This is a genomic window from Acidovorax sp. MR-S7, from assembly GCF_000400995.2.
In the GTDB taxonomy this organism is placed as follows: Bacteria; Pseudomonadota; Gammaproteobacteria; order Burkholderiales; family Burkholderiaceae_C; genus MR-S7.
Genome location: NZ_DF238897.1, coordinates 278,435 through 299,226, shown reverse-complemented (window position 1 = coordinate 299,226; position 20,792 = coordinate 278,435). Strand labels below are relative to the sequence as shown.

Sequence of the window (20,792 nt, the reverse complement as noted above, 5' to 3'; positions counted from 1 at the left end):
CCCCCTTTCGGGCGACATGGCACGCGGCGGGGGCTGTGGCAGCATCGGGCGCATGACCCCAGAAACCATCCGCGTGGCCGTGGTCGAGGACGACGGCGCCTGCCGCACGGCGCTGGCGCATGCGCTGCAGGCCGCGCCCGACATGCGCGTGCAGTGGCTGGCCGCCAGCCGCGCCGAGGCGCTGGAGCGGCTGGACGAGGATCTGCCGCTGGACGTGCTGCTGCTCGACCTGGGCCTGCCCGACGGCAGCGGGCTCGACGTGCTGGCCGCGCTGCGCCGGCGCTGGCCCCAGGCGGCGGCAATGGTCAGCACCATCTTCGGCGACGAGGCGCACGTGCTGGGCGCCATCGAGGCCGGGGCCATGGGCTATCTGCTCAAGGACCTGCCGCCCCAGGCCGTGCTGCAGGAGGTGCGCGGCCTGCACGCAGGCGGCAGCCCCATCAACCCGCTGGTGGCGCGCAAGCTGCTGGTGCGGCGCCAGTGGAAGGACGCGATGCCACCCGCACAGCCGCCCACCCCGGCGCTAGCGGAGGCCGCCCCGTCCGCGCGCGAGGCCGAGCTGCTGCGCCTGGTGGCGCGCGGCCACACGCTCGACGAGGTGGCGCAGGCCATGGGCGTGACACGCCACACGGTGCGCACCTTCGTGCGGCGGGTGTATGCCAAGCTGCAGGTCACGACGCGGGCCGAGGCCGTCTCCGCCGCCTTGCGCCAGGGCTGGCTGGAATGAAGCCGAATCGGCCTCTAGCGCTTATCCACAAAGCGCTGGCAGCTCTCATTTTGATAGTTTTCGTACCCCTGCTCCGGGCTGAGACCGCGCACCTGGCGCAAGCGCAGCTCTGGCGCTCGCCCAGCACCGCCTGGGTGCCGCCACCGTCACTGGCGGCGGCGGATGACGCGGTGCTGGCCGCCGCCACCCCCTGGCAGCCGGTGGCGCTGCCGTATGCGCGCGAGCGCCGCACCCCGTCGGCCACGCCGGGCGACGGCACGCCGCCGCAGGTCTGGTGGCTGCGCATGCAGGTGCCCGCCGACGCGCTGGCGCCCACGCCGCAGGGGCCGCGCCTCTATATCCCGCGCTGGCACACGCTGGGCAACGCGGCGGTTTACGTCGACGGGCGGCTGGCCTGGCAGTCGCGCGGCAGCCAGGTGCTGGTCAGCTTCAACCAGCCCGTGTGGCTGGACCTGGGCGGTGACGTGCGCCCCGGCCAGCCGCTCACCGTGCACGTGCGCATGGCCGGCGCCCAGGACGCGGGCGGCGCGCTCTCGTCCCTGTGGGCCGGGCCGGCCGAGTCGCTGCGCGCCAGCTGGCGCCTGCGCAGCCTGCTGCAGACCGACCTGCTGGCCTACGTGCGCGGCGCCAACCTGGTGCTGGGCGTGCTGGCGCTGGCCGTGTGGCTGGCGCGCCGCCGCCAGGGGGAGACGGGCTATCTGCTGTTCTTCCTGATGTCGCTCTCGCACGTGTTCGCCACCAGCTTCTTCCTGGTCGATGCCGAGGGCTTCGGCCTGGATGACGGCTGGTTCGCCTGGCTGACGCTGGCGGGCTCGCTGGGCGCGTCGGCCTGCGCCTTCCTACTGCTGTGCCGCATCCAGCGCCAGCGTTATCCCCGAGTGGCGCGCGCACTGCTGCTCTACATCACCATCGCCGCGCTGGCCCTGCTGCCTGTATGGAGCCCGCCGCACGGCGCCATGCTGCCGCTGCTGCGGCTGGTGCAGATACCCGCAGCGCTGCCGCTGCTGGGCGCGGCCGTGGTCGGCGCATGGCGCCTGCGCACCTGGCCGCAGGTGCTGCTGGCGGCCATGATGCTGCTGCTGTTCCCGCTGTGGCTGCACGACCTGGCGATGCAGAGCTTCCGGCTGAGCGTGGAGCACATCTACGCCACGCCGTACCTGTACGTGGGCGTGATCGCCATGTTCCTGGTCTCCGCCTTCCTGCGCTACCAGGAGGCCGCGCACGAGGCCGCGCAGGCCCACGCCGTGCTGGCCCAGCGCCTGGCCGCGCAGGAGCGCGAGCTGGGCCTGGCCCACGAACGCCTGCGCGCCGCCGAGCGCGAGCAGACGCTCATGCACGAGCGCCAGCGACTCATGCGCGAGATGCACGACGGCGTGGGCTCGTCGCTCATGAGCGCGCTGCGCCTGGTGCAGCATGGCCAGGCACCTGTGGACGTGGCGCAGGTGCTCAAGGAGTGCATCGACGACCTGAAGATCTCCATCGACTCGCTCGAACCCGTGGACGCCGACCTGCTGGCCCTGCTGGCGGGCCTGCGCTTTCGCCTGGAGCAGCGCCTGGGCGAGGCCGGCATCGCCCTGCACTGGCGCACCAGCGACGTCCCGCTCCTGCCCTGGCTGGACGCGCAAAGCGCGCTGCACGTGCTGCGCATCCTGCAGGAAGTGCTGACCAACATCATCAAGCACAGCGGCGCCACCGCCATCACCGTGGGGACCGGAGTGCAGGACAGCGGCGTGTGCGTGCGCGTGCACGACAACGGCCGCCCCTTCGCGCCGCCCGACGCCCCGCCCCCCGGCCGCCGGGGCCTGGGCAACGTGCGCGCCCGCGCCCAGGCGCTGGGCGGGCGCTGCGCCTGGGAGCCCGGCGCGCACGGCACGGCGTTCGTCCTCTGGCTGCCGCAGCACGCTCCGGGCCGTGGCACGCCGGCAACAGGCTGACGCAATTTGTGTCCTTTTTGCACCTGGACGCATGCGCCCCGGCGTTCCTGAGCTATTAAACTTGTAGCAAAAGAGTTTCCCGGCTATAGTCCGGTGCATCCCTGGGCCGGCCCCCTCGCCTGCCCGCTCTACAACAGCGAAAGGAGAAGCGTTCATGAGCTCCAAGGAAAACGCCGCCGTCAACCAGCTCTTCGAAAAACTCGAATGCCGCTATGCGCTGCGCGTGCTGTGGGCCCTGCGCGACGGCCACCCGCAAACCTTCCGCCTGCTGCAGGACAGCGTGGGCGGCATCACGCCCAACACGCTGAACACCCGCATCAAGGAGCTGCGCGAATGCGGCCTGCTCGACCATGGCAGCGACGGCTACACCGTCACGCCCGTGGGGCAGGACCTGCTCAAGCGCCTGTCCGACGTGCAGGCCTTCGCCACCCGCTGGTCGGCGGCGCGCGCCAAGAAATAAACCGGCTCCGCACGGATTCCCCGCCAACGGCCCGCCTGAGCGCGGGTTTTGGTCTTTTTGGGCTCCAGCGCTTGATGGACAAGCGCAAGCAGCTCTCTTCTTCATAGCATTTCAGGAAACCGCCATGGCACTGACCACCACCCCCTCCGGCCTGCAGTACGAAGACACCGTCACCGGCGAAGGCGCGCAAGCCGCCGCCGGCCAGTCGGTGCGCGTGCACTACACGGGCTGGCTGTACAACGACGGCCAGCAGGGCGCCAAGTTCGACTCCAGCCGCGACCGCAACGACCCCTTCGAGTTCCCCCTGGGCGCGGGCATGGTCATCAAGGGCTGGGACGAGGGCGTGCAGGGCATGAAGATCGGCGGCCAGCGCACGCTCATCATCCCCGCATCCCTGGGCTACGGCGCACGCGGCGCGGGCGGCGTGATCCCGCCGAACGCCACGCTCAAGTTCGACGTGGAGCTGCTGGCGGTGGGCTGATCCCCTTCCCGCCCCAATGACGAAGCGGCCCGGGGGCCGCTTTTTTCGTTGGGGTGCCGTCAGGCGAACAGCGCTTGCTCCAGCCGCGCGTACTTGGCGTCGCCCACCGCATCGCGGATCTTGGGCGCCAGCGCGGCCAGCTCATCGTAGCCCGTCGTGCCCTCCACCGCCAGGTTCAGCCGGAAGCCGCGCAGGCCCATGCCGGCGGTGAGTTCTGTGGCGACGGGGTAGGCGTCCTGGTAGCGCTCCTTGGGAGAACGCCCGCTGCCCTCCCCCGCCGCGGCGGCCGCGGCCGGCGGCGCTATCTCGGCAGCGGCCGCGCCGCCAGAGGCCGAGGCCAGCAGGCCCTGGTCGATCATGGCCTGCACGTCCTCGCGCGTGATGCCCATGGCCGCCGTGGCGGACAGCACGTCATCGGTGCTGCGCTTGCCGTCGAACAGGATGAAGGCCGAGCGCTGGCGCGGGGTGAGGCTGCCGTGCCGGTCCTTGAGGGCCTGCTGGCCGGCGGAGGTCTTGACCAGTGTCATGGCTTTCCGTGGGCGTTGCGTTGGGCTGGGAGCATGGCACGCACGAGCGCTCACCGGTATCGGGGTTTGTCCATAAGAGCGTGTTCAAGGCCTTTGCGTGGTGCCCGTTGCCCCGCAATGGCAGTGGCTGCTAGGCGCAAACCGCAGCCGGGCTGGTAGCCCGGCGAGGATTTGCAACGCCGCAGCCGCTGCCATTGCGGGGCAACCCTTCGGGCAAGGCAGCAAACCGCCGCACTCGTCGTTGCCCGCCTTGTCCAGGCCACCAGCATGGCCTGCGGCGGACGCCTAGATTGCGGCGGTTTGCTGCCTTGCGGGCACCACGCAAAGGCCTTGAACACGCTCTAGGTTACAGCTCGGAGCGCACGCGGGGTTGCACCGGCGCAGGGCGCGTGTACCAGCTCACGAGCCAGGCCGTGGCGAAGCCTGCCGGCACGCCGAACACCCCTGCGGAGATGGGCTGGATGCCGAACCACAGCCCGTCCGCCCAGAGCCACGCAGGCAGCAGGGTCCGCAGCGCGTCCACGTGCGAGAGCATGTAGTACACGGTGACCGACAGCCCCGTGAGCATGCCCGCCACCGCGCCCTGGCGGGTGGTGCCACGCCAGAAGATGCCCAGCACCATGGCCGGCACGAAGGCCGAGGCGGCGATGGAGAACGAGGCCGACACCATGGGCAGGATCTCCGACGGCTTGAGCGCGGCGACGAACGCGGCCGACAGCGCCACGGTGAGCAGCGTGAACTTGGTGAGGATCACGCGCTGCTCGGGCGAGGCCTTGCGGCGCGTTTCCTGGAAGTACAGGTCGCGCACCAGCGCATTGCTGATGGTGAGCAGCAGGCCGTCGGCCGTGGACAGCGCCGCCGCCAGCCCGCCCGCGGCCACGAGGCCGGAGATCACGTAGGGCAGCCCGCCGATCTCGGGCGTGGCGAGCATGATGAGGTCGGAGCCGAAGTGGATCTCGCCGAACTGCACGATGCCGTCGCCGTTCACGTCCTCGACGGACAGCAGCGAGGCATCCACGCGCGACCACTGGGCCATCCAGTTGGGCAGCTCGCCGAAGCTGCTGCCCACGAGGTTGTTCATGACCTCGAACTTCACCAGCACGGCCAGCGCCGGCGCGCTCAGGTACAGGAGCGCGATGAAGAACAGCGACCATGCCACCGAGGTGCGCGCGCCCGCCACCGTGGGCACGGTGTAGTAGCGCGTGAGCAGGTGCGGCAGGCCGGCGGTGCCGACCATGAGGCAGAACATCAGCGCCAGGAAGTTGCGCCGCGCGTCGTCGAACGTGCGCTGCTCCTCGGGCGTGCCCTGCGGGTCGCCGGCGAAGGCCTGGCTGTGGCGCGGCAGGCCGCCCAGGGCGCGGGCGCGCTCCAGGTTCTCGCGCATCTCGCGCGTCCAGCGCTCGCGCGCGGCCGCCTCGTCGCGCGGCATGGAAACCAGCTCGCGGCTGGCGGCGACGATCAGGCCCACGTCGGCGTTCTGCGCGCGCAGCCGCTGGATACGCTCGCGCGCGGCATCGCGCTCGCGCGCCAGCGCGGCAGGCACGTCGTTGAGCCGCGCCTCGTATTCGCTGGCGCGCCGCAGGTAGGCGGCGACGACCTGGTGCTCGGCCGGCGCATCGTACAGCGTGTCCTCCAGCTCGGCGATCTTGCCCAGCTGCGCACCGAACACCACCGGCGCGAGCGGGTTGCCCAGCTGCTTGTAGGCCAGCCAGGACACGGGGATCAGAAACGCCAGCAGGATCACGATGTACTGCGCCACCTGCGTCCAGGTGATGGCGCGCATGCCGCCCAGGAACGAGCACAGCAGCACCCCGCCCAGGCCGAGCATGATGCCGATCTCGAACTGCACGCCCGTGAGGCGCGAGGCGATGAGCCCCACGCCGTAGATCTGCGCCACCACGTAGGTGAAGGAGCACAGCACGGCCGCCAGCGCGGCGATGATGCGCGGCCCGCGACCGCCGAAGCGCACCTGGAAGAAGTCGGGAATGGTGTAGAGGTTCATCGCCCGCAGGTGCGGCGCGATCAGCACGGCCACGAGCACGAAGCCCCCCGTCCAGCCGAGCAGGTAGGCCAGGCCGCCCGGCTGCCCGCTGGTGCCCGAGAAGCCCTGCAGGTAGAGCGCGCCCGACAGGCTGATGAAGGATGCGGCGCTCATCCAGTCCGCCGCGGCGGCCATGCCGTTGTAGAGCGGCGGGATGCGCCGGCCGGCGACGTAGTACTCGTCGGGGTCGGTGGTGCGGCCATACACGCCGATGCCGGCATAGGCCATCACGGTGAGAAACAGGAAGATGGGCCCGATCCAGTGGCGCGACAGGCCGCGCTGCTCGGCCCAGGCCATCAGCGCCAGAAAGCCCAGCAGGCCGGCGACGTACAGCGCCAGGATGCGGTTCAGGCGCCCGACGTAGGAGCGGCCCGCGCCAGGGCCGGTCCCGCCGCGCTCAGGCATGGGGAGGGGCGTCGGCGGCGTCCTCGGCCGCCCGGTCCTGCCGTTCGAAGTAGCTCATCGCCGCACAGTAAACGCAGACGATGGCGATGAACATCAGGACTGCCCCCTGGGAGGCGATCCAGTAGCTCAGCGGCCACTGTCCCACGGGAAACTGCAGGTCGCGCGCGAAGTAGCACGCGACGAAGGACACGAGCACCCACACGAGCAGCAGCCCCGCCTTGAGCCACAGGTGGCGCGCGTCGTGCAGGTCGGGGGCGAAAGGCGCCCCGCCTTGCTCGTCGTGCGCGCCCTCGTGCGGCATGGGGTCAGCCTGCCAGCTGCTGCCAGGTGGCGATCACGCTGTCGGGGTTGAGCGAGATCGACGAGATGCCCTCGTCCGCCAGCCACTGCGCGAAGTCCGGGTGGTCGCTGGGGCCCTGGCCGCAGATGCCCACGTACTTGCCCTGGGCGCGGCAGGCCTGGATGGCGCGCTTGAGCAGCGCCTGCACGGCCGGGTCGCGCTCGTCGAAGTCGGCGGCGAGCAGCTCCAGGCCGGAGTCGCGGTCCAGGCCCAGCGTGAGCTGGGTCAGGTCGTTGGAGCCGACCGAGAAGCCGTCGAAATACTGCAAGAACTCGTCGGCCAGCACCGCGTTGCTCGGCACCTCGCACATCATGATGACCTTCAGGTCGTTCTCGCCGCGCTTGAGGCCGTGCTCTGCCAGCAGTTGGGTCACGCGGTCGGCCTGGCCGAGCGTGCGCACGAAGGGCACCATGACCTGCACGTTGGTCAGGCCCATCTCGCCGCGCACGCGGCGCAGCGCCTCGCACTCCATGGCGAAGGCCTCGCCGAAGTCCGCGCTGATGTAGCGCGCCGCGCCGCGGAAGCCCAGCATGGGGTTCTCTTCCTCGGGCTCGTAGCGGCTGCCGCCGATGAGCTTGCGGTATTCGTTGGACTTGAAGTCCGACAGGCGCACGATGACCGGCTTGGGCCAGAACGCGGCGGCGATGGTGGCCACGCCCTCGGCCACCTTGTCCACGTAGAACGCGCGGGGGCTGGCGTGGCCGCGCGCCACGCTCTCCACGGCCTTCTTCAGGTCGGCATCGACGGCGGGGTAGTCCAGGATGGCCTTGGGGTGCACGCCGATGTTGTTGTTGATGATGAACTCCAGGCGCGCCAGGCCGACACCCTCGTTGGGCAGCTGCGCGAAATCGAAGGCGAGCTGCGGGTTGCCCACGTTCATCATGATCTTGGTCTTGATGGGCGGCATCTCGCCGCGCTGCACCTCGGTCACCTCGGTTTCCAGCAGGCCGTCATAGATGCGGCCGGTATCGCCCTCGGCGCAGCTCACGGTGACCAGTGTGCCGTCCTTGAGCGCCTCAGTAGCGTGGCCGCAGCCCACCACGGCAGGGATGCCCAGCTCGCGCGCGATGATGGCCGCGTGGCAAGTGCGCCCGCCGCGGTTGGTGACGATGGCGCTGGCGCGCTTCATCACCGGCTCCCAGTTGGGGTCGGTCATGTCGGTGACCAGCACGTCGCCGGGCTGCACCTTGTCCATCTCGCTGATGCTGTGCACCAGGCGCACGGGGCCGGTGCCGATCTTCTGGCCGATGGCGCGGCCCTCGGCCAGCACGGTGCCGGTGCCCTTGAGCTTGAAGCGCTGCTCGGCCTGGCCCTTGGACTGGCTCTTCACCGTCTCGGGGCGCGCCTGCAGGATATAGAGCTGGCCGTCGGTGCCGTCCTTGCCCCACTCGATGTCCATGGGGCGGCCGTAGTGCTGCTCGATCACCAGCGCGTAGTGGGCGAGCTGCTCCACCTCGGCGTCGGTCAGCGAATAGCGGTTGCGCAGCTCGGTGGCCACGTCGGTGGTCTTGACGAGGCGGCCAGCGGCGGCCTTTTCCTCGGCCGTGGCGAAGACCATCTGGATCAGCTTGCTGCCGAGGTTGCGGCGGATCACGGCCTTGTTGCCCGCCTGGAGCATGGGCTTGTGCACGTAGAACTCGTCGGGGTTCACGGCGCCCTGCACCACCGTCTCGCCCAGGCCGTAGCTGCTGGTGATGAAGACCACGTCCTCGAAGCCGGACTCGGTGTCGATGGTGAACATCACGCCGGCCGCGCCCAGGTCGGAGCGCACCATGCGCTGCACGCCCGCCGACAGGGCCACCACGTCGTGCGCGAAGCCCTTGTGCACGCGGTAGGAGATGGCGCGGTCGTTGTAGAGCGACGCGAACACCTCCTTCATCTGGTGCAGCACGTCCTCGATGCCGACCACGTTCAGGAAGGTTTCCTGCTGTCCCGCGAAGGAGGCGTCCGGCAGGTCCTCGGCCGTGGCGGAGGAGCGCACGGCGAAGCTGGCCTTGTCGTTGCCCGCGCACAGCGTGGCGAAGGCGCCGCGCACGGCCTGTTCCAGGTCGGCCGGGAAGGGCTGGCTTTCCACCCAGCCGCGGATCTCGGCGCCGGCCTCGGCCAGCGCGCGCACATCGTCGGTGTCCAGCGCCGCCAGGCGCTGGCTGATGCGCTCGGCCAGGCCTTCGTGCTTGAGGAATTCGCGGAACGCGTGCGCGGTGGTGGCGAAGCCCGTGGGCACGCGCACGCCCTGCGGCAGCTGGGAGATCATCTCGCCGAGGCTGGCGTTCTTGCCGCCGACGACCTCGACGTCGCTCATTCTCAGGTTCTCAAACGGTACGACCAGGGCGGTCGCCTCGAAGCGTGCAGACATGGGAAAGCTCCAGAAGTTGAAAACCGGTCTGCGCCCAGGCGGGGCGGGCAGTCGCCCATGCAGCGGCCACGGCTTTGCTGTTCTGGTTGTGGGCCGGCGCGGTGCATGGGGGGAAATTGGGAATAATGGGCGCCATTGTAGGCGCGCCCAGGCGGGCCGTCCCGGCCCCCATTTCCTGCTGGTTTCCTACCGGTTTCTCCCTCCGCACAGCCCTTCCTCCCATGCTTCCCACGCACACGCGCACCGTGTTCTACATCTCCGACGGCACGGGCATCACGGCCGAGACCTTCGGCAACGCCATCCTGGCGCAGTTCGACATGAAGCCGCGCCACGTGCGCCTGCCCTTCATCGACACCGAGGACAAGGCGCACCAGGTCGTGCGCCAGATCAACCACACGGCCGAGCTGGAGGGCAAGAAGCCCATCGTCTTCACCACGCTGGTGAACATGAGCGTGCTGCGCATCATCGAGGAAGGCTGCCGGGGCATGCTGCTGGACATGTTCGGCACCTTCATCCGCCCGCTGGAGGCCGAGCTGGGCGTGAAGTCGCTGCACCGCGTGGGGCGCTTCTCGGACGTGAGCGTGTCCAAGGAATACAGCGACCGCATCGAGGCCATCAACTTCAGCCTGGACCACGACGACGGCCAGAGCCACCGCGACCTGAGCGGCGCGGACGTGATCCTGATCGGCGTCTCGCGCAGCGGCAAGACGCCCACCAGCCTCTACCTGGCCATGCAGTGCGGCCTGAAGGTAGCCAACTACCCGCTGATCCCCGAGGACTTCGACCGCCGCCAGCTCCCGCCGGCGTTGGTGCCGCACCGCAAGAAGATCTTCGGGCTGACCATCGACCCGCAGCGGCTCTCGCAGATCCGCAACGAGCGCCGGCCCGGCTCGCGCTACGCCGACCTGGCGAACTGCCGCAACGAGGTGTCGGAGGCCGAGGCCATGATGCGCCGCTCGGGCATCCGCTGGCTCTCCACGACGACCAAGAGCATCGAGGAAATCGCCACCACCATCCTGCAGGAAGTGCGGCCCGAACGCCTGCAGTACTGAGCGCGCCTGGGCGCTGGAATTTGAACGAAATTCGCCTCCAGCGCTTATACAGCAAGCGCGAGCAGCTATAAATAGCAGAGCGTCACCATGACGGCCGCACCTGCCGCGGCGTCACGCCGAAGCGGCGGCGGAAGGCGGTGGCGAAGTTGGCCGGGCTGCGGTAGCCCGCCAGCAGCGCGGCGGCGGCCACGTCGGCCTCGCCGCGCTCCAGCGCGGCGTGCGCGGCCTGCAGGCGGCGCCCGCGCAGGTAGTCGATCACCGTGGTGCCCGCCACCCTGGGGAAATGCCGTTGCAGGTGCGCCGCGCTCATGCCCGCGTGGCGCGCGATCTCGGCCAGCCCCATACCGTCGGCCGCGCCGCTGTCGAGGAAGTCGCGCAGCGCGCGCAGGCGGCGCAGGCCGCGCGTATCCAGCCCCGGCGCGGGTGCGGGCGGCGCCGCGCGGGAGACCGCACCCAGCGCTTCGCCCGCGAGGTCGAGACAGCGGCTCTCCAGCCACAGCCGCTGCAGCCCGGCCGTCAGCGGCGGCGGGCTGGCGAGCTGCCCGGCCAGCGCCAGCGCGCGCGGCGAGGGCCGCCAGGGCGCGACGGCCAGGTGCTCGCGCCGGAAAGCGTCGATGCCCGCGTCCTCCAGCCCCGCGTCGCCGAACCACTCGGGCCGCAGCGTGAGCGTGACCTTGTGCTCGCTGCGCCCGCGCCGCCACTGGCGCACGAAGCGGTCGGGCTCGGCTAGGTTCACCAGCACGGCCGCGCCGTGCTCCGCCTGCGGGCCGAGCGCGAAGCGGCGCGAGCCATACCCCAGCTCGCTGCTGCCCTGCAGCAGCATGCACAGCTTGAGACCCGGGTGCAGCAGGTTGGAGGTGCGCAGCGAATGCAGGTCGCGCACCGCCGTGCGGTAGAGCACGAGGCCGGGACGCAGCTCCTCGGTGTGCACGCTGCCCTGCAGCAACGCGCCGGGCGGCTGCGCCCCCGCGGCGATGCGCCAGCCGCCGCCCAGCAAATGCAGGTCGCGCGTGAGCGCGCCGGCGTCCAGCGGCGCGGCGGAGCCGGACGCAAAGGTATCTGGTGAATTGGCAAACATGGCGCGGCGCAGGGCGTGCGAGACTCGCCCGCTCAAACAAGATTAATTCTCAATTACAACATTTTCGCAGAGAGAGAACCCATGCGCACCACTGCCCTGCCCTCCGTTTCCCGGCCGCACGCCCTATGCGCAGCGCTCGCGCTCGCCTTCGGCGCGGCCCATGTGCATGCCCAGGATGGCGCCGCCACGCTGTCCGCCGTGGTGGTCACCGCCTCGGGCGGCGAGCAGGAGCTGCGCGACGCGCCCGCGAGCGTATCGGTCATCACGCGCGAAGACCTGGAAAAGCGCCCCGTGCAGGAGCTGGCCGAGTTGCTGGGCACGGTGGAGGGCGTGACGCTCTCCCGCAGCGGCAACCTGGTGCCCGGCGTGCAGTTGCGCGGCCTGGGTTCGGCCTACACGCTGATGCTGATCGACGGCAAGCGCGTGAACGCCACCAGCGCCATGTTCCGCGGCAACGACTACGACACGGGCTGGGTGCCGGCTGACGAGATCGAGCGCATCGAGATCGTGCGCGGCCCCATGTCCTCGCTCTACGGCTCGGACGCCATCGGCGGCGTGGTCAACATCATCACGCGGCCCGTGGGCAAGCAGTGGCGCGGATCGGCGCGCTTGGAGGGCGTGGTGCAGGAAAACCGCGAGGCGGGCGACAGCCGGCTGGCCGGCTTCTCGCTCGCGGGCCCCATCGCGGCGGACACGCTGGGCCTCAAGCTCACCGGCGCCTACGACCAGCGCGACGCCGACGGCGCCATCAACTCGCCCGCCGCCAACGGCACGCGCCAGACGGGCCTGCAGCACATCCGCAACCGGCTCTTCGGCGCGCAGCTCTCGTTCACGCCCGACGCGCGCCAGAGCCTCGTGGCCGACGTGGACACGAGCCGCCGCGACCACACGGGCTTCCTCATGGAGCGCGACGCCTTCTCGCTGCGCCACAAGGGCCGCTGGGACTTCGGCAACACCGAGCTGACCTTCGCCACCGACGAGATTCGCAACCTCACCGGCATGGTCAGCGGCCAGGTCAACCCGAACAAGGCCAGCACCGCCAGCCTCTCCGGCAAGGCCATCGTCCCCATCGCCTGGGGCAACCAGCTCGTCACGGCCGGTTTCGAGACGCGCAAGGAAAAGCTGCGCGACCCCGCCAATCTGAGCGGCCAGCCCGGCACGCCGGGCGCGAGCGGCACGCCCGAGACCTCCATCCAGCAATGGGCGCTGTTCGCCGAGGACGAGATCCGCATCACCGACCGGCTCGCCATCACGCTGGGCAACCGCTTCGACCACCACGAGAACTTCGGCGGCCACAACAGCCCGCGCGCCTATGCGGTCTACCACCTGAGCGATGCCCTCACCCTTAAAGGCGGCGTGGCACGGGCCTTCCGCGCGCCCACGCTGCTGCAGGGCAGCCCCAACTGGGGATCGGTCTCGTGCGGCAGCGCCACCGTGGGCTGCTACATCGTGGGCAGCCGCGAGCTCAAGCCCGAGACCGGCACCAGCCAGGAGCTGGGCCTGCAGTTCGCGCACGGCATCCACTCGGGCGGGCTGATGTTCTTCAACACCGAGCTGAAGAACATGATCGACATCACCAACCGCACGGCCGACCGGGCGCTGGCGCCCAGCTACGACAACTTCGTGGGCTTCCTGCCCGACGGGCGGCCCATCTTCCGCTACCAGAACATCGCGCGCGTGCGCTCGCGCGGGCTGGAGGCGAGTTGGCGCGCCGATCCCACGGCGGCCTTAAGCCTGCGCGCAAACTACACCTTCACCGACGCCAAGAACACCAGCGGCGCCGTGGCCGTGCCGCTGACCTACCGACCGCGCCACGTCGTCAACCTGGGCGCCGACTGGCGCACCACGCCGCAGCTCACCGTGAGCGGCAACGTGCGCTACCACAGCGCGCAGTACATCAGCGTGCCCTCGAACGGCCAGAACAAGGTGGAGAAGGCCGGCTACGCGATCGCCGACCTCACCCTGGGCTGGCGCATGACGGATGCGCTCGCGCTGCGCGCCGGCATCCTCAACCTCACGGACAAGGCCTTCGACCGCACCACCTCGGCCGACTTCAACGAGGACGGCCGCCGCTACTACCTCGCCCTGCATGCCGCCTTCTGACCCGCGCCGCCGCGCCTTGCTGCTGGCCCTGGCCGCCGCCTGGCCCGGCGCCCTCCTCGCCCAACCCGCCCCCGAGAGCCCGCGCCTGGAGCGCCTGCGCCAGTCCATCGCGGCGGGCGAAGGCAGCGACGCCTTCTGGCGCGCGGTGCGGGCCGCGGGAACGCCGCTGGTCGAGCCCGGCGCAGACGGCAAGGAAGCGCTGGTCACCTTCCTCTGGCGCGGCACGCCGCAGACGCGCAGCGTCAAGCTCGCGTGGGCCATGCGCTCGGAGGGCGGCTTCCCGCTGGAGCGGATGAGCGGCAGCGACGTGTGGCACCTCACCCTGCGCCTGCCGCGCGGCATGCGCGCGTCTTACCAGATCGTGGTCGACCCCGAGGTACCACCCGGTGCCGACCGCACCGCCCGCGCCCGGGCCGAGGACGCCGCGGCCCGGCCCGATCCGCTCAACCCGCTGCCGCACTGGCCGCCCGCGCCCACGCGCGGCCCCGTCTCGGCCGAGCCCACGGCGCCGCGCTCGGTGCTGCGCCTGCCCGGCGCACTCGAAGAACCCTGGGCCGATGCGGGCGATGCACCGCGCGGCACGCTCACGCACCACCGCATCGCCAGCCAAGTGCTGGACAACGAACGCGACGTGAGCGTCTACCTGCCGCCCGGCGCCGTGCAAACGGCCTTGCCATTGCTGGTGCTGTTCGACCGCGAGCCCTACCTGGACCGCGTGGACGTGCCCGCGCTGCTCGACGCGCTCATCGCCCAGCGCCGCATCCCGCCCATGGCGGCGGTGTTCGTGGGCCACCCCGCGCCCGCGCTGCGCGGCAAGGAGCTGCCCGCCCACGAGGGCTTCGCCGACTTCATGGCCCGCGAGCTGATGCCCTGGCTGCGCGCGCGCTGGCCCGCCGTCTCCACCGCGCCGCGCGACGTGGTCGCGGCCGGGTCGAGCTACGGCGGCCTGGCCGCCGCATGGCTGGCCTACCGGCATCCGCAGGTGTTCGGCAGCGTGCTCGCGCTCTCGGGCTCGTTCTGGTGGGGGCCGGACAACGTGCCGCGCCAGCCCGGCTTCGACCGCTGGGGCGAAGGCGAGTGGCTCACGCGCCGGTTCGCCGCCAGCGAGCGCCTGCCGCTGCGCTTTTTCATCACGGCAGGGCTGATGGAAATCACCCTCACCGGCGACGGCGGCGGCATCCTCGACACCAGCCGCCACCTGCGCACCGTGCTGCAGGCCAAGGGCTACCCGGTGCACTACCGCGAGTTCCCCGGCGGGCACGACTACTACGCCTGGCGCGGCGAGCTGGCGCAAGGGCTGGTGGCGCTGCTGGGCACGCCCTGACGCAAAAAAAAGCGGAAGGGTGCCATGGCCCTTCCGCTTCCTTATTGATAGCTGCCAGCGCTTGCCGCACAAGCGCTGGCGCCTTATTTTCCTTGAAGAATCACGCCGGCGCCGTGGTGCGGATCATGTGGTCGAACGCGCTCAGCGCAGCAGTGGCACCCGCGCCGGCGGCGATCACGATCTGCTTGTACGGCACCGTGGTGCAGTCGCCCGCGGCGAACACGCCCGGCACGTTGGTGTGGCCGCGGGCGTCGATCTCGATCTCGCCGAACCGCGACAGGTTCACCGTGCCCTTGAGCCAGTCGGTGTTGGGCAGCAGGCCGATCTGCACGAAGATACCTTCGAGCAGCAGCTGGCGCACTTCGCCGGTCTCGCGGTCCTTGTAGGTGATGCCGTTGACCTTGTGGCCATCGCCGTTCACCTCGGTGGTCTGCGCGTTGACGATGATGTCCACGTTCGGCAGGCTGCGCAGCTTGCGCTGCAGCACCGCGTCGGCCTTCAGCTCGGGTGCGAATTCGAGCAGCGTGACGTGCTTGACCACGCCCGCGAGGTCGATGGCCGCCTCCACGCCCGAATTGCCACCGCCGATCACGGCCACCGGCTTGCCCTTGAAGAGCGGGCCATCGCAGTGGGGGCAGTAGGTGACGCCCTTGGTGCGGTACTGCTCCTCGCCGGGCACGTTCATGTTGCGCCAGCGCGCGCCGGTCGAGAGGATCACGGTGCGGCTCTTGAGCACGGCGCCGTTGTCCAGCTCCACCTCGACCAGGCCGCCCTCGACGGCAGCGGGGCGCAGAGCCTTGGCGCGCTGCAGGTTCATGATGTCCACCTCGTAGTCGCGCACGTGGCGCTCCAGCGCGGCGGCGAACTGCGGGCCTTCGGTCTTGCTGATGGAGATGTAGTTCTCGATGTCCAACGTGTCCAGCACCTGGCCGCCGAAGCGCTCGGCCGCCACGCCGGTGCGGATGCCCTTGCGCGCCGCATAGACGGCCGCCGCAGCGCCGGCCGGGCCGCCGCCGACGATGAGCACGTCGAACGCCTCCTTGGCATTCAGCTTGGCGGCATCGCGCCTGGCGGCGCCGCTGTCGATCTTGCCGACGATCTCGGCCAGCTCCATGCGGCCCTGGCCGAAATGCTGGCCGTTGAGGTAGACGGTGGGCACGCCCATGATCTCGCGCGCCTCGATCTCCTTCTGGAACACGCCGCCGTCGATGGCCGTGTGCGTGATGCGCGGGTTGAGCACGCTCATGAGGTTGAGCGCCTGCACCACGTCCGGGCAGTTGTGGCAGGAGAGCGAGTAGTAGGTCTCGAAGTGGAAGTCGCCTTCCAGGTTCTTCACCTGCTCCAGCAGGTCGGCCGCTTCCTTGGAGGGGTGGCCGCCAACCTGCAGCAGCGCCAGCACCAGCGAGGTGAATTCATGGCCCAGCGGCACGCCAGCGAAGCGCACGCCCGTGTCCACGCCGGGATTGGTGATCAGGAAGGACGGCTTGCGCACATCGGCATCGTTCTTCTCGACCACGGTGATCTTGTCGGATTGCGCGCGAATGTCTTCCAGCAGCTCGCGCAGCTCCTGCGACGCGGCCCCGTCGTCCAGCGTGGCCACCAGCTCCACCGGCTTCTGCAGGCGTTCCAGATAGGCTTTGAGTTGGGCTTTGAGGGTGTCGTCGAGCATGGCGCGAATCCTTGTTGTGAGAATGTTCGGGGAAAAAAAAACCCGGGCGCCAGGCACCCGGGCGTCTTCAACAGGTCAACTGAAGCAGTGGCTTAGATCTTGCCGACCAGGTCCAGCGAAGGCGTCAGCGTCTTGGCGCCTTCCTTCCACTTGGCGGGGCACACCTGGCCGGGGTGGGAGGCGGTGTACTGGGCAGCCTTGAGCTTGCGCAGGGTTTCGGACACGTCGCGGGCGATTTCGTTGGAGTGGATTTCCTGGGTCTTGATCACGCCATCGGGGTTGATCACGAACGTGCCGCGCAGCGCCAGGCCTTCTTCGGGGATGTGCACGCCGAAGGCGTTGGTCAGCTGGTGCGTGGGGTCGCCCACCAGCGGGAACTTGGCCTTGCCCACGGCGTCGGAGGTCTCGTGCCACACCTTGTGCGAGAAGTGCGTGTCGGTGGTGACGATGTACACCTCGGCGCCGGCCTTCTGGAACTCGGCGTAGTTGTCAGCGGCATCCTCGATCTCGGTCGGGCAGTTGAAGGTGAAGGCAGCCGGCATGAAGATCAGCACGGACCACTTGCCCTTCAGGTCGGCTTCGGTGAGGTCGATGAACTCACCCTTGCCATTGCGGTTCACGAAGGCGGTGGTCTTGAAGGGTTGCACTTGCGTATTGATCAGGGACATTGCTGTTTCCTTGGTTGGTTGGCTGAACACAGGACTGAAGTCTAGACGCTTACACACCATCAATCCAATTAATTAACATGATTGAATTGATTGTCTTTGTCTATATAGAGGCCGCCGCCCACCCGCTCGAATACGAACACGTCTCAGCATGAAACCCAGCCAATGCGCGCGCACGGGGGCTTCGCGGGGCGCGCTTGTCAGCACGGGGGCTGGCGCCCACAATCGGCGCCCATCATCACTACAACGAGGAGTCTCCCCATGAAAGGCGACGCACAAGTCATCGCGCACCTGCAGGCGCAGCTGAAGAACGAACTCACGGCCATCAACCAGTATTTCCTGCATTACCGCATGCTCAAGCACTGGGGCTTCGACAAGCTGGCCAAGAAGGAGTACGACGAGTCCATCGGCGAGATGAAGCACGCCGACAAGCTCATGGACCGCATCTTCATGCTGGACGGCCTGCCCAACCTGCAGGACCTGGCCAAGCTGCAGGTGGGCGAGGACGTGCCCGAGATCCTGGAATGCGACCTGCGCGCGGAGCGCGGCGCGCAGGCCACGATCAAGGAAGGCATCGCCCACTGCGAGGCGGTGCGCGACTACGTCTCGCGCGACCTGCTGGAAGACATCCTGGAAGACACGGAGGAGCACATCGATTTCCTGGAAACCCAGATCGAGCTGCTCGCCAAGGTGGGCCTGCAGAACTACCTGCAGTCGCAGATGGCCGACGCCGACTGAAGCGCGGGCCCCTACACCGCTTTGCAACGGGCTTCGGCCCGTTTTTTGTGGCCGGTACGGCGGCAGCAGCCGACATGCTTGTCAGGCAAATTCCTACACGGCAGGCGAGGCGACCAGACGCCACGCACCGCCGAACCCCGACTTAATTTCCGATTGGGCCAGTTTCACAATCCATTTCAACGGATCACGCAATACATGCAACGGCATGCAACGCGGATCCGGGACAGGAAAGGACCGACCCATGACCTCCGAACAACTGCTCGCCGAAATCCGCGAAGCCAACCTCACCTACCTGATGCTGGCGCAGACCCTGATCCGCCAGGACAAGGCCGAAGCCGTGTTCCGCCTGGGGCTCAACGAAGAAGCTGCCGATATTCTGGCATCGCTGTCCGCCGCGCAAGTGCTCAAACTGGCCTCCCGCAACACGCTACTTTGCAGCTTCCGCGTGGACGACGAACTGGTCTGGGGCCTGCTGACCAACCACCACACGCCAAGGAAGGCCGCCAGCGAGGCCACCAACGCGCTGCACGCCAACATCCTGATGGCCAGCCGCGTGTCGGAAGTGCTCTGACTCCCTCCCCCTCCTCCACGGAAAGACTGCCATGCCCGCACCCGTCAAGAGCGTCCTCAACGAATCCAAGCAGATCGAACGCGCCGCCATGCTGATTCAGATGGGCGCACGCATGCAGGTCCTGGAGTCGGAAACCACGCTGTCGTACGAGCGCCTGATCCGCCTGTACAAGGAAATCGCGGGCAAGTCGCCGTCCAAGGGACAGCTGCCGTTCTCCACCGACTGGTTCCTCACGTGGCAGGAGAACATCCACAGCTCGCTGTTCCTGAACATCTACGAATACCTCTCCAAGGGCGTGAGCCTGGACAGCGTGGAGCTGCTGACCAAGGCCTACCGCCTCTACAACGAGCAGGTGCAGGCCGCAGAGATCGAGCCGCTGCTGTCGTTCACGCGCGCCTGGCGCCTGGTGAAGTTCGTGGATGCCGGCATGCTCACGCGCACCAAGTGCGCGCAGTGCGGCGGCCAGTTCGTCACCGAGCTGTACGAGAACCGCCACTACACCTGCGGCCTGTGCAACCCGCCGGCGCGCGCAGGCAAGAGCAAGAGCGCCGGCGCGCTGACGCTGCACTGATAGCCAAATCAGCCTTCAGCGCTTGACTGGCAAGCGCTGGAAGCTATCGTTTCAGTAGCTCTCCACGAGCAGGCCGCGCACGTTGCCGTCCATGGGCAGCGCATAGTCGTGCGCCGCCAGCACCGCATTGCCCTGCGGGCCTACCAGCCTGAGACTCACGTACACCGCCTGCGGCGCGACCGCGTAGGTGCCCACCAGCACCGCCTGCGCGGCCTGGGCCTGGGCCACTTGGTGTGCCTCGCGCGACAGCAGCAGCTCGCCTTGCAGGGGCCGCAGCGCCAGCGTCTCGCGCAGGCGCAGCTCGGTCACACGCAGGCCGCGCTGGGCCAGGCGGCCGGCCACATGCTCGGACACCAGACGGCCCAGGCGCGAGGACGCATCCAGCCGGTCGAGCTGCACCACGGTCGCCACGAGCACGGGTTGCGCCGGGTCGAGTGCCACCTGCTGCAGCAGCGCATCGGCCGCGCCGTGGTGGAGCGCCACCAGGTCGACGGGATCGCGCACGGCATGCTCGCCGTAGTAGTAGCGCGCGCAACCGCCGAGCGCGCCGCACGCCAGCAGCGCGGCCATCATCGTGCGCCGGTTCACGGCGTCACCCTCCAGGTCTTGAGGGGCGCCGTCGCGGGCGCGGGACGGGGCGGCAGGTAGAGCGGCGCGTCGTCCTGCGCGATGGTGTACATGTCGGAGGTGCGCACCAGGATGCGCCCCTCGCTTTCCAGCGACGTGACCACGAGCACTTCGGAGCGCAGCGGCCCGTCGCCGTAGTGCGCCTCGCCCGCGCCGCGGTGCACGCGCACGCCGTCGGCCAGCCATTCGCCGTGCGACACCAGCGGGGCATCGGCATGGTGCTGCACGAGCCGCGTGGCGACGTGCAGGCGCACGTCCGAGGGCGCGGCAGCCACGGCCACGCCGCGTTCCACGAGCTGCGTCACCAGCAGCTCCCGCAAGCCCTGGTCGAACCCCGACGCCTGTGGCGCCACTTCCACGTGCAGCGGGTGCCTGTCCGGCGGCCAGTCGCGCAGCCGGCCGGCCACGTGCGCGGCCACGTCGGCGGCCAGCACGTTCCAGTGGTGCAGCGCGCGCGAGGTCTTCTGCGCCGAGGGCGCGTGCAGCGCATCCCGCGGCACGTCCGCCGGCACGCTGGCACAGCCCGCGGCCAGCAGCGCGAGCGCCGCCGCGGCCGCAATCCGGTTCTTCGAGGTCATGCGCGCATGCTAGCGGCGGCGCGCGGCGGCCATCGGCCGAACAACCGGGGCTTTGTCAGCCTGTATTGCGCAATCCCGCCGCAATGCCGTTGATCGAGATGTGGATGCCAGTCTGCACCCGCTCGTCGCCCTGGCCCGCGCGCCAGCGGCGCACCAGCTCCACCTGCAGGTGGTGCAGCGGGTCGATGTAGGGGAAGCGGTGGCGGATGGAGCGCGCCAGCGCCGTGTTGCCCGCCAGGCGCTGGCGCTCGCCCGTGATGCGCGCGAGCGCGTCGGCCGTGCGCTGCCACTCGGTCTCGATGGCGCCGAAGACCTTCTTGCGCAGGCGCGCGTCGGCCACCAGCTCGCTGTAGCGCGAGGCCAGGGCCAGGTCGCTCTTGGCCAGCACCATGTCCATGTTGGACAGCAGCGTGCGGAAGAACGGCCACTGGCGGTACATCTTCTGCAGCAGCGCCAGCTGCGCCTTGGGGTCCTGGCCCGGCGCCTTCAGGAACGACTCCACCGCCGCGCCGAAGCCGAACCAGCCCGGCAGCGTGAGCCGGCAC

At 69.5% G+C, this 20,792-nt stretch carries 20 protein-coding genes; 10 read left to right on the top strand and 10 right to left on the bottom strand.

Features of this window, described 5'->3' with window-relative positions; genetic code table 11:
- Nucleotides 1-52 precede the first annotated feature (52 nt).
- From AVS7_RS03755 to AVS7_RS03740, 4 genes are all read left to right on the top strand, one after another.
- The gene (locus AVS7_RS03755; protein ID WP_020230372.1) at nt 53-727 is read left to right on the top strand and encodes a response regulator; all 675 of its coding nucleotides are present in this window, start codon (nt 53-55) and stop codon (nt 725-727) included.
- 134 nt (nt 728-861) lie between these two features.
- Nucleotides 862-2,661: an ATP-binding protein gene (locus tag AVS7_RS03750; RefSeq protein WP_144425044.1), complete on the top strand. Its 1,800-nt coding sequence runs from the start codon at nt 862-864 to the stop codon at nt 2,659-2,661.
- Nucleotides 2,662-2,815: 154 nt separating this feature from the next.
- Entirely contained in the window at nt 2,816-3,121 is a 306-nt protein-coding gene (locus tag AVS7_RS03745) for a helix-turn-helix domain-containing protein (RefSeq protein ID WP_020230370.1), read from the top strand.
- A 124-nt stretch (nt 3,122-3,245) separates the two neighbouring features.
- On the top strand, nt 3,246-3,602 hold the full coding sequence (locus tag AVS7_RS03740) for an FKBP-type peptidyl-prolyl cis-trans isomerase (protein ID WP_020230369.1): 357 nt from the start codon (nt 3,246-3,248) through the stop codon (nt 3,600-3,602).
- A gap of 59 nt (nt 3,603-3,661) precedes the next feature.
- Here AVS7_RS03740 and AVS7_RS03735 read toward each other — a convergent pair whose 3' ends face one another.
- From AVS7_RS03735 to ppsA, 4 genes are all read right to left on the bottom strand, one after another.
- Nucleotides 3,662-4,129 (bottom strand): hypothetical protein, encoded by a 468-nt coding sequence (locus AVS7_RS03735; RefSeq protein WP_020230368.1) that lies wholly within the window; start codon nt 4,127-4,129, stop codon nt 3,662-3,664.
- Between the two features lie 346 nt (nt 4,130-4,475).
- A complete protein-coding gene (locus AVS7_RS03730) occupies nt 4,476-6,575 on the bottom strand; it encodes a VC_2705 family sodium/solute symporter (RefSeq protein WP_020230367.1) in 2,100 nt (699 codons plus the stop codon).
- Nucleotides 6,568-6,876, bottom strand: a complete 309-nt coding sequence (locus AVS7_RS03725) for a DUF4212 domain-containing protein (RefSeq protein WP_020230366.1) — start codon at nt 6,874-6,876, stop codon at nt 6,568-6,570. The genes AVS7_RS03730 and AVS7_RS03725 overlap by 8 nt, the downstream gene beginning before the upstream one ends.
- Nucleotides 6,877-6,880: 4 nt before the next feature.
- Nucleotides 6,881-9,271: a phosphoenolpyruvate synthase gene (ppsA, locus tag AVS7_RS03720; protein ID WP_020230365.1), complete on the bottom strand. Its 2,391-nt coding sequence runs from the start codon at nt 9,269-9,271 to the stop codon at nt 6,881-6,883.
- A gap of 221 nt (nt 9,272-9,492) precedes the next feature.
- On the opposite strand from ppsA, the gene AVS7_RS03715 reads away from it, so the two are divergent.
- A complete protein-coding gene (locus AVS7_RS03715; RefSeq protein WP_020230364.1) occupies nt 9,493-10,323 on the top strand; it encodes a pyruvate, water dikinase regulatory protein in 831 nt (276 codons plus the stop codon).
- 82 nt (nt 10,324-10,405) lie between these two features.
- Here the strand turns inward: AVS7_RS03715 and AVS7_RS03710 are convergent, their stop codons facing one another.
- Nucleotides 10,406-11,401: a helix-turn-helix transcriptional regulator gene (locus AVS7_RS03710; RefSeq protein WP_020230363.1), complete on the bottom strand. Its 996-nt coding sequence runs from the start codon at nt 11,399-11,401 to the stop codon at nt 10,406-10,408.
- 81 nt (nt 11,402-11,482) lie between these two features.
- Between AVS7_RS03710 and AVS7_RS03705 the strand changes: the two genes are divergently transcribed.
- Nucleotides 11,483-13,504 carry a TonB-dependent receptor domain-containing protein gene (locus tag AVS7_RS03705; protein ID WP_020230362.1) on the top strand — a complete coding sequence of 674 codons (2,022 nt, stop codon included), beginning with the start codon at nt 11,483-11,485 and terminating at the stop codon, nt 13,502-13,504.
- Complete coding sequence (locus AVS7_RS03700; protein ID WP_020230361.1) at nt 13,491-14,828, top strand: alpha/beta hydrolase-fold protein; 1,338 nt, start codon at nt 13,491-13,493, stop codon at nt 14,826-14,828. Before AVS7_RS03705 ends, AVS7_RS03700 begins: the two co-directional genes overlap by 14 nt.
- Nucleotides 14,829-14,928: 100 nt before the next feature.
- Here the strand turns inward: AVS7_RS03700 and ahpF are convergent, their stop codons facing one another.
- Together ahpF and ahpC are read right to left on the bottom strand one after the other, a co-directional pair.
- A complete protein-coding gene (gene ahpF / locus AVS7_RS03695; RefSeq protein WP_020230360.1) occupies nt 14,929-16,497 on the bottom strand; it encodes an alkyl hydroperoxide reductase subunit F in 1,569 nt (522 codons plus the stop codon).
- A gap of 92 nt (nt 16,498-16,589) precedes the next feature.
- Nucleotides 16,590-17,165, bottom strand: a complete 576-nt coding sequence (gene ahpC, locus AVS7_RS03690) for an alkyl hydroperoxide reductase subunit C (RefSeq protein ID WP_020230359.1) — start codon at nt 17,163-17,165, stop codon at nt 16,590-16,592.
- Nucleotides 17,166-17,423: 258 nt separating this feature from the next.
- On the opposite strand from ahpC, the gene bfr reads away from it, so the two are divergent.
- The 3 genes from bfr to flhC all read left to right on the top strand — a co-directional run bounded on the left by bfr (nt 17,424) and on the right by flhC (nt 19,042).
- Nucleotides 17,424-17,900, top strand: a complete 477-nt coding sequence (bfr, locus tag AVS7_RS03685; RefSeq protein WP_020230358.1) for a bacterioferritin — start codon at nt 17,424-17,426, stop codon at nt 17,898-17,900.
- Between the two features lie 241 nt (nt 17,901-18,141).
- Entirely contained in the window at nt 18,142-18,471 is a 330-nt protein-coding gene (gene flhD / locus AVS7_RS03680) for a flagellar transcriptional regulator FlhD (RefSeq protein WP_020230357.1), read from the top strand.
- A gap of 31 nt (nt 18,472-18,502) precedes the next feature.
- Nucleotides 18,503-19,042: a flagellar transcriptional regulator FlhC gene (gene flhC / locus AVS7_RS03675; protein ID WP_020230356.1), complete on the top strand. Its 540-nt coding sequence runs from the start codon at nt 18,503-18,505 to the stop codon at nt 19,040-19,042.
- Nucleotides 19,043-19,093: 51 nt separating this feature from the next.
- Here flhC and AVS7_RS03670 read toward each other — a convergent pair whose 3' ends face one another.
- The 3 genes from AVS7_RS03670 to AVS7_RS03660 all read right to left on the bottom strand — a co-directional run.
- Complete coding sequence (locus AVS7_RS03670) at nt 19,094-19,630, bottom strand: FlgO family outer membrane protein (RefSeq protein WP_024000892.1); 537 nt, start codon at nt 19,628-19,630, stop codon at nt 19,094-19,096.
- A complete protein-coding gene (locus AVS7_RS03665; RefSeq protein ID WP_020230354.1) occupies nt 19,627-20,247 on the bottom strand; it encodes a hypothetical protein in 621 nt (206 codons plus the stop codon). Before AVS7_RS03665 ends, AVS7_RS03670 begins: the two co-directional genes overlap by 4 nt.
- A 55-nt stretch (nt 20,248-20,302) precedes the next feature.
- The coding region (locus AVS7_RS03660) for a phosphoenolpyruvate carboxylase (RefSeq protein ID WP_034691527.1) at nt 20,303-20,792 on the bottom strand (490 nt) is incomplete at its 5' end.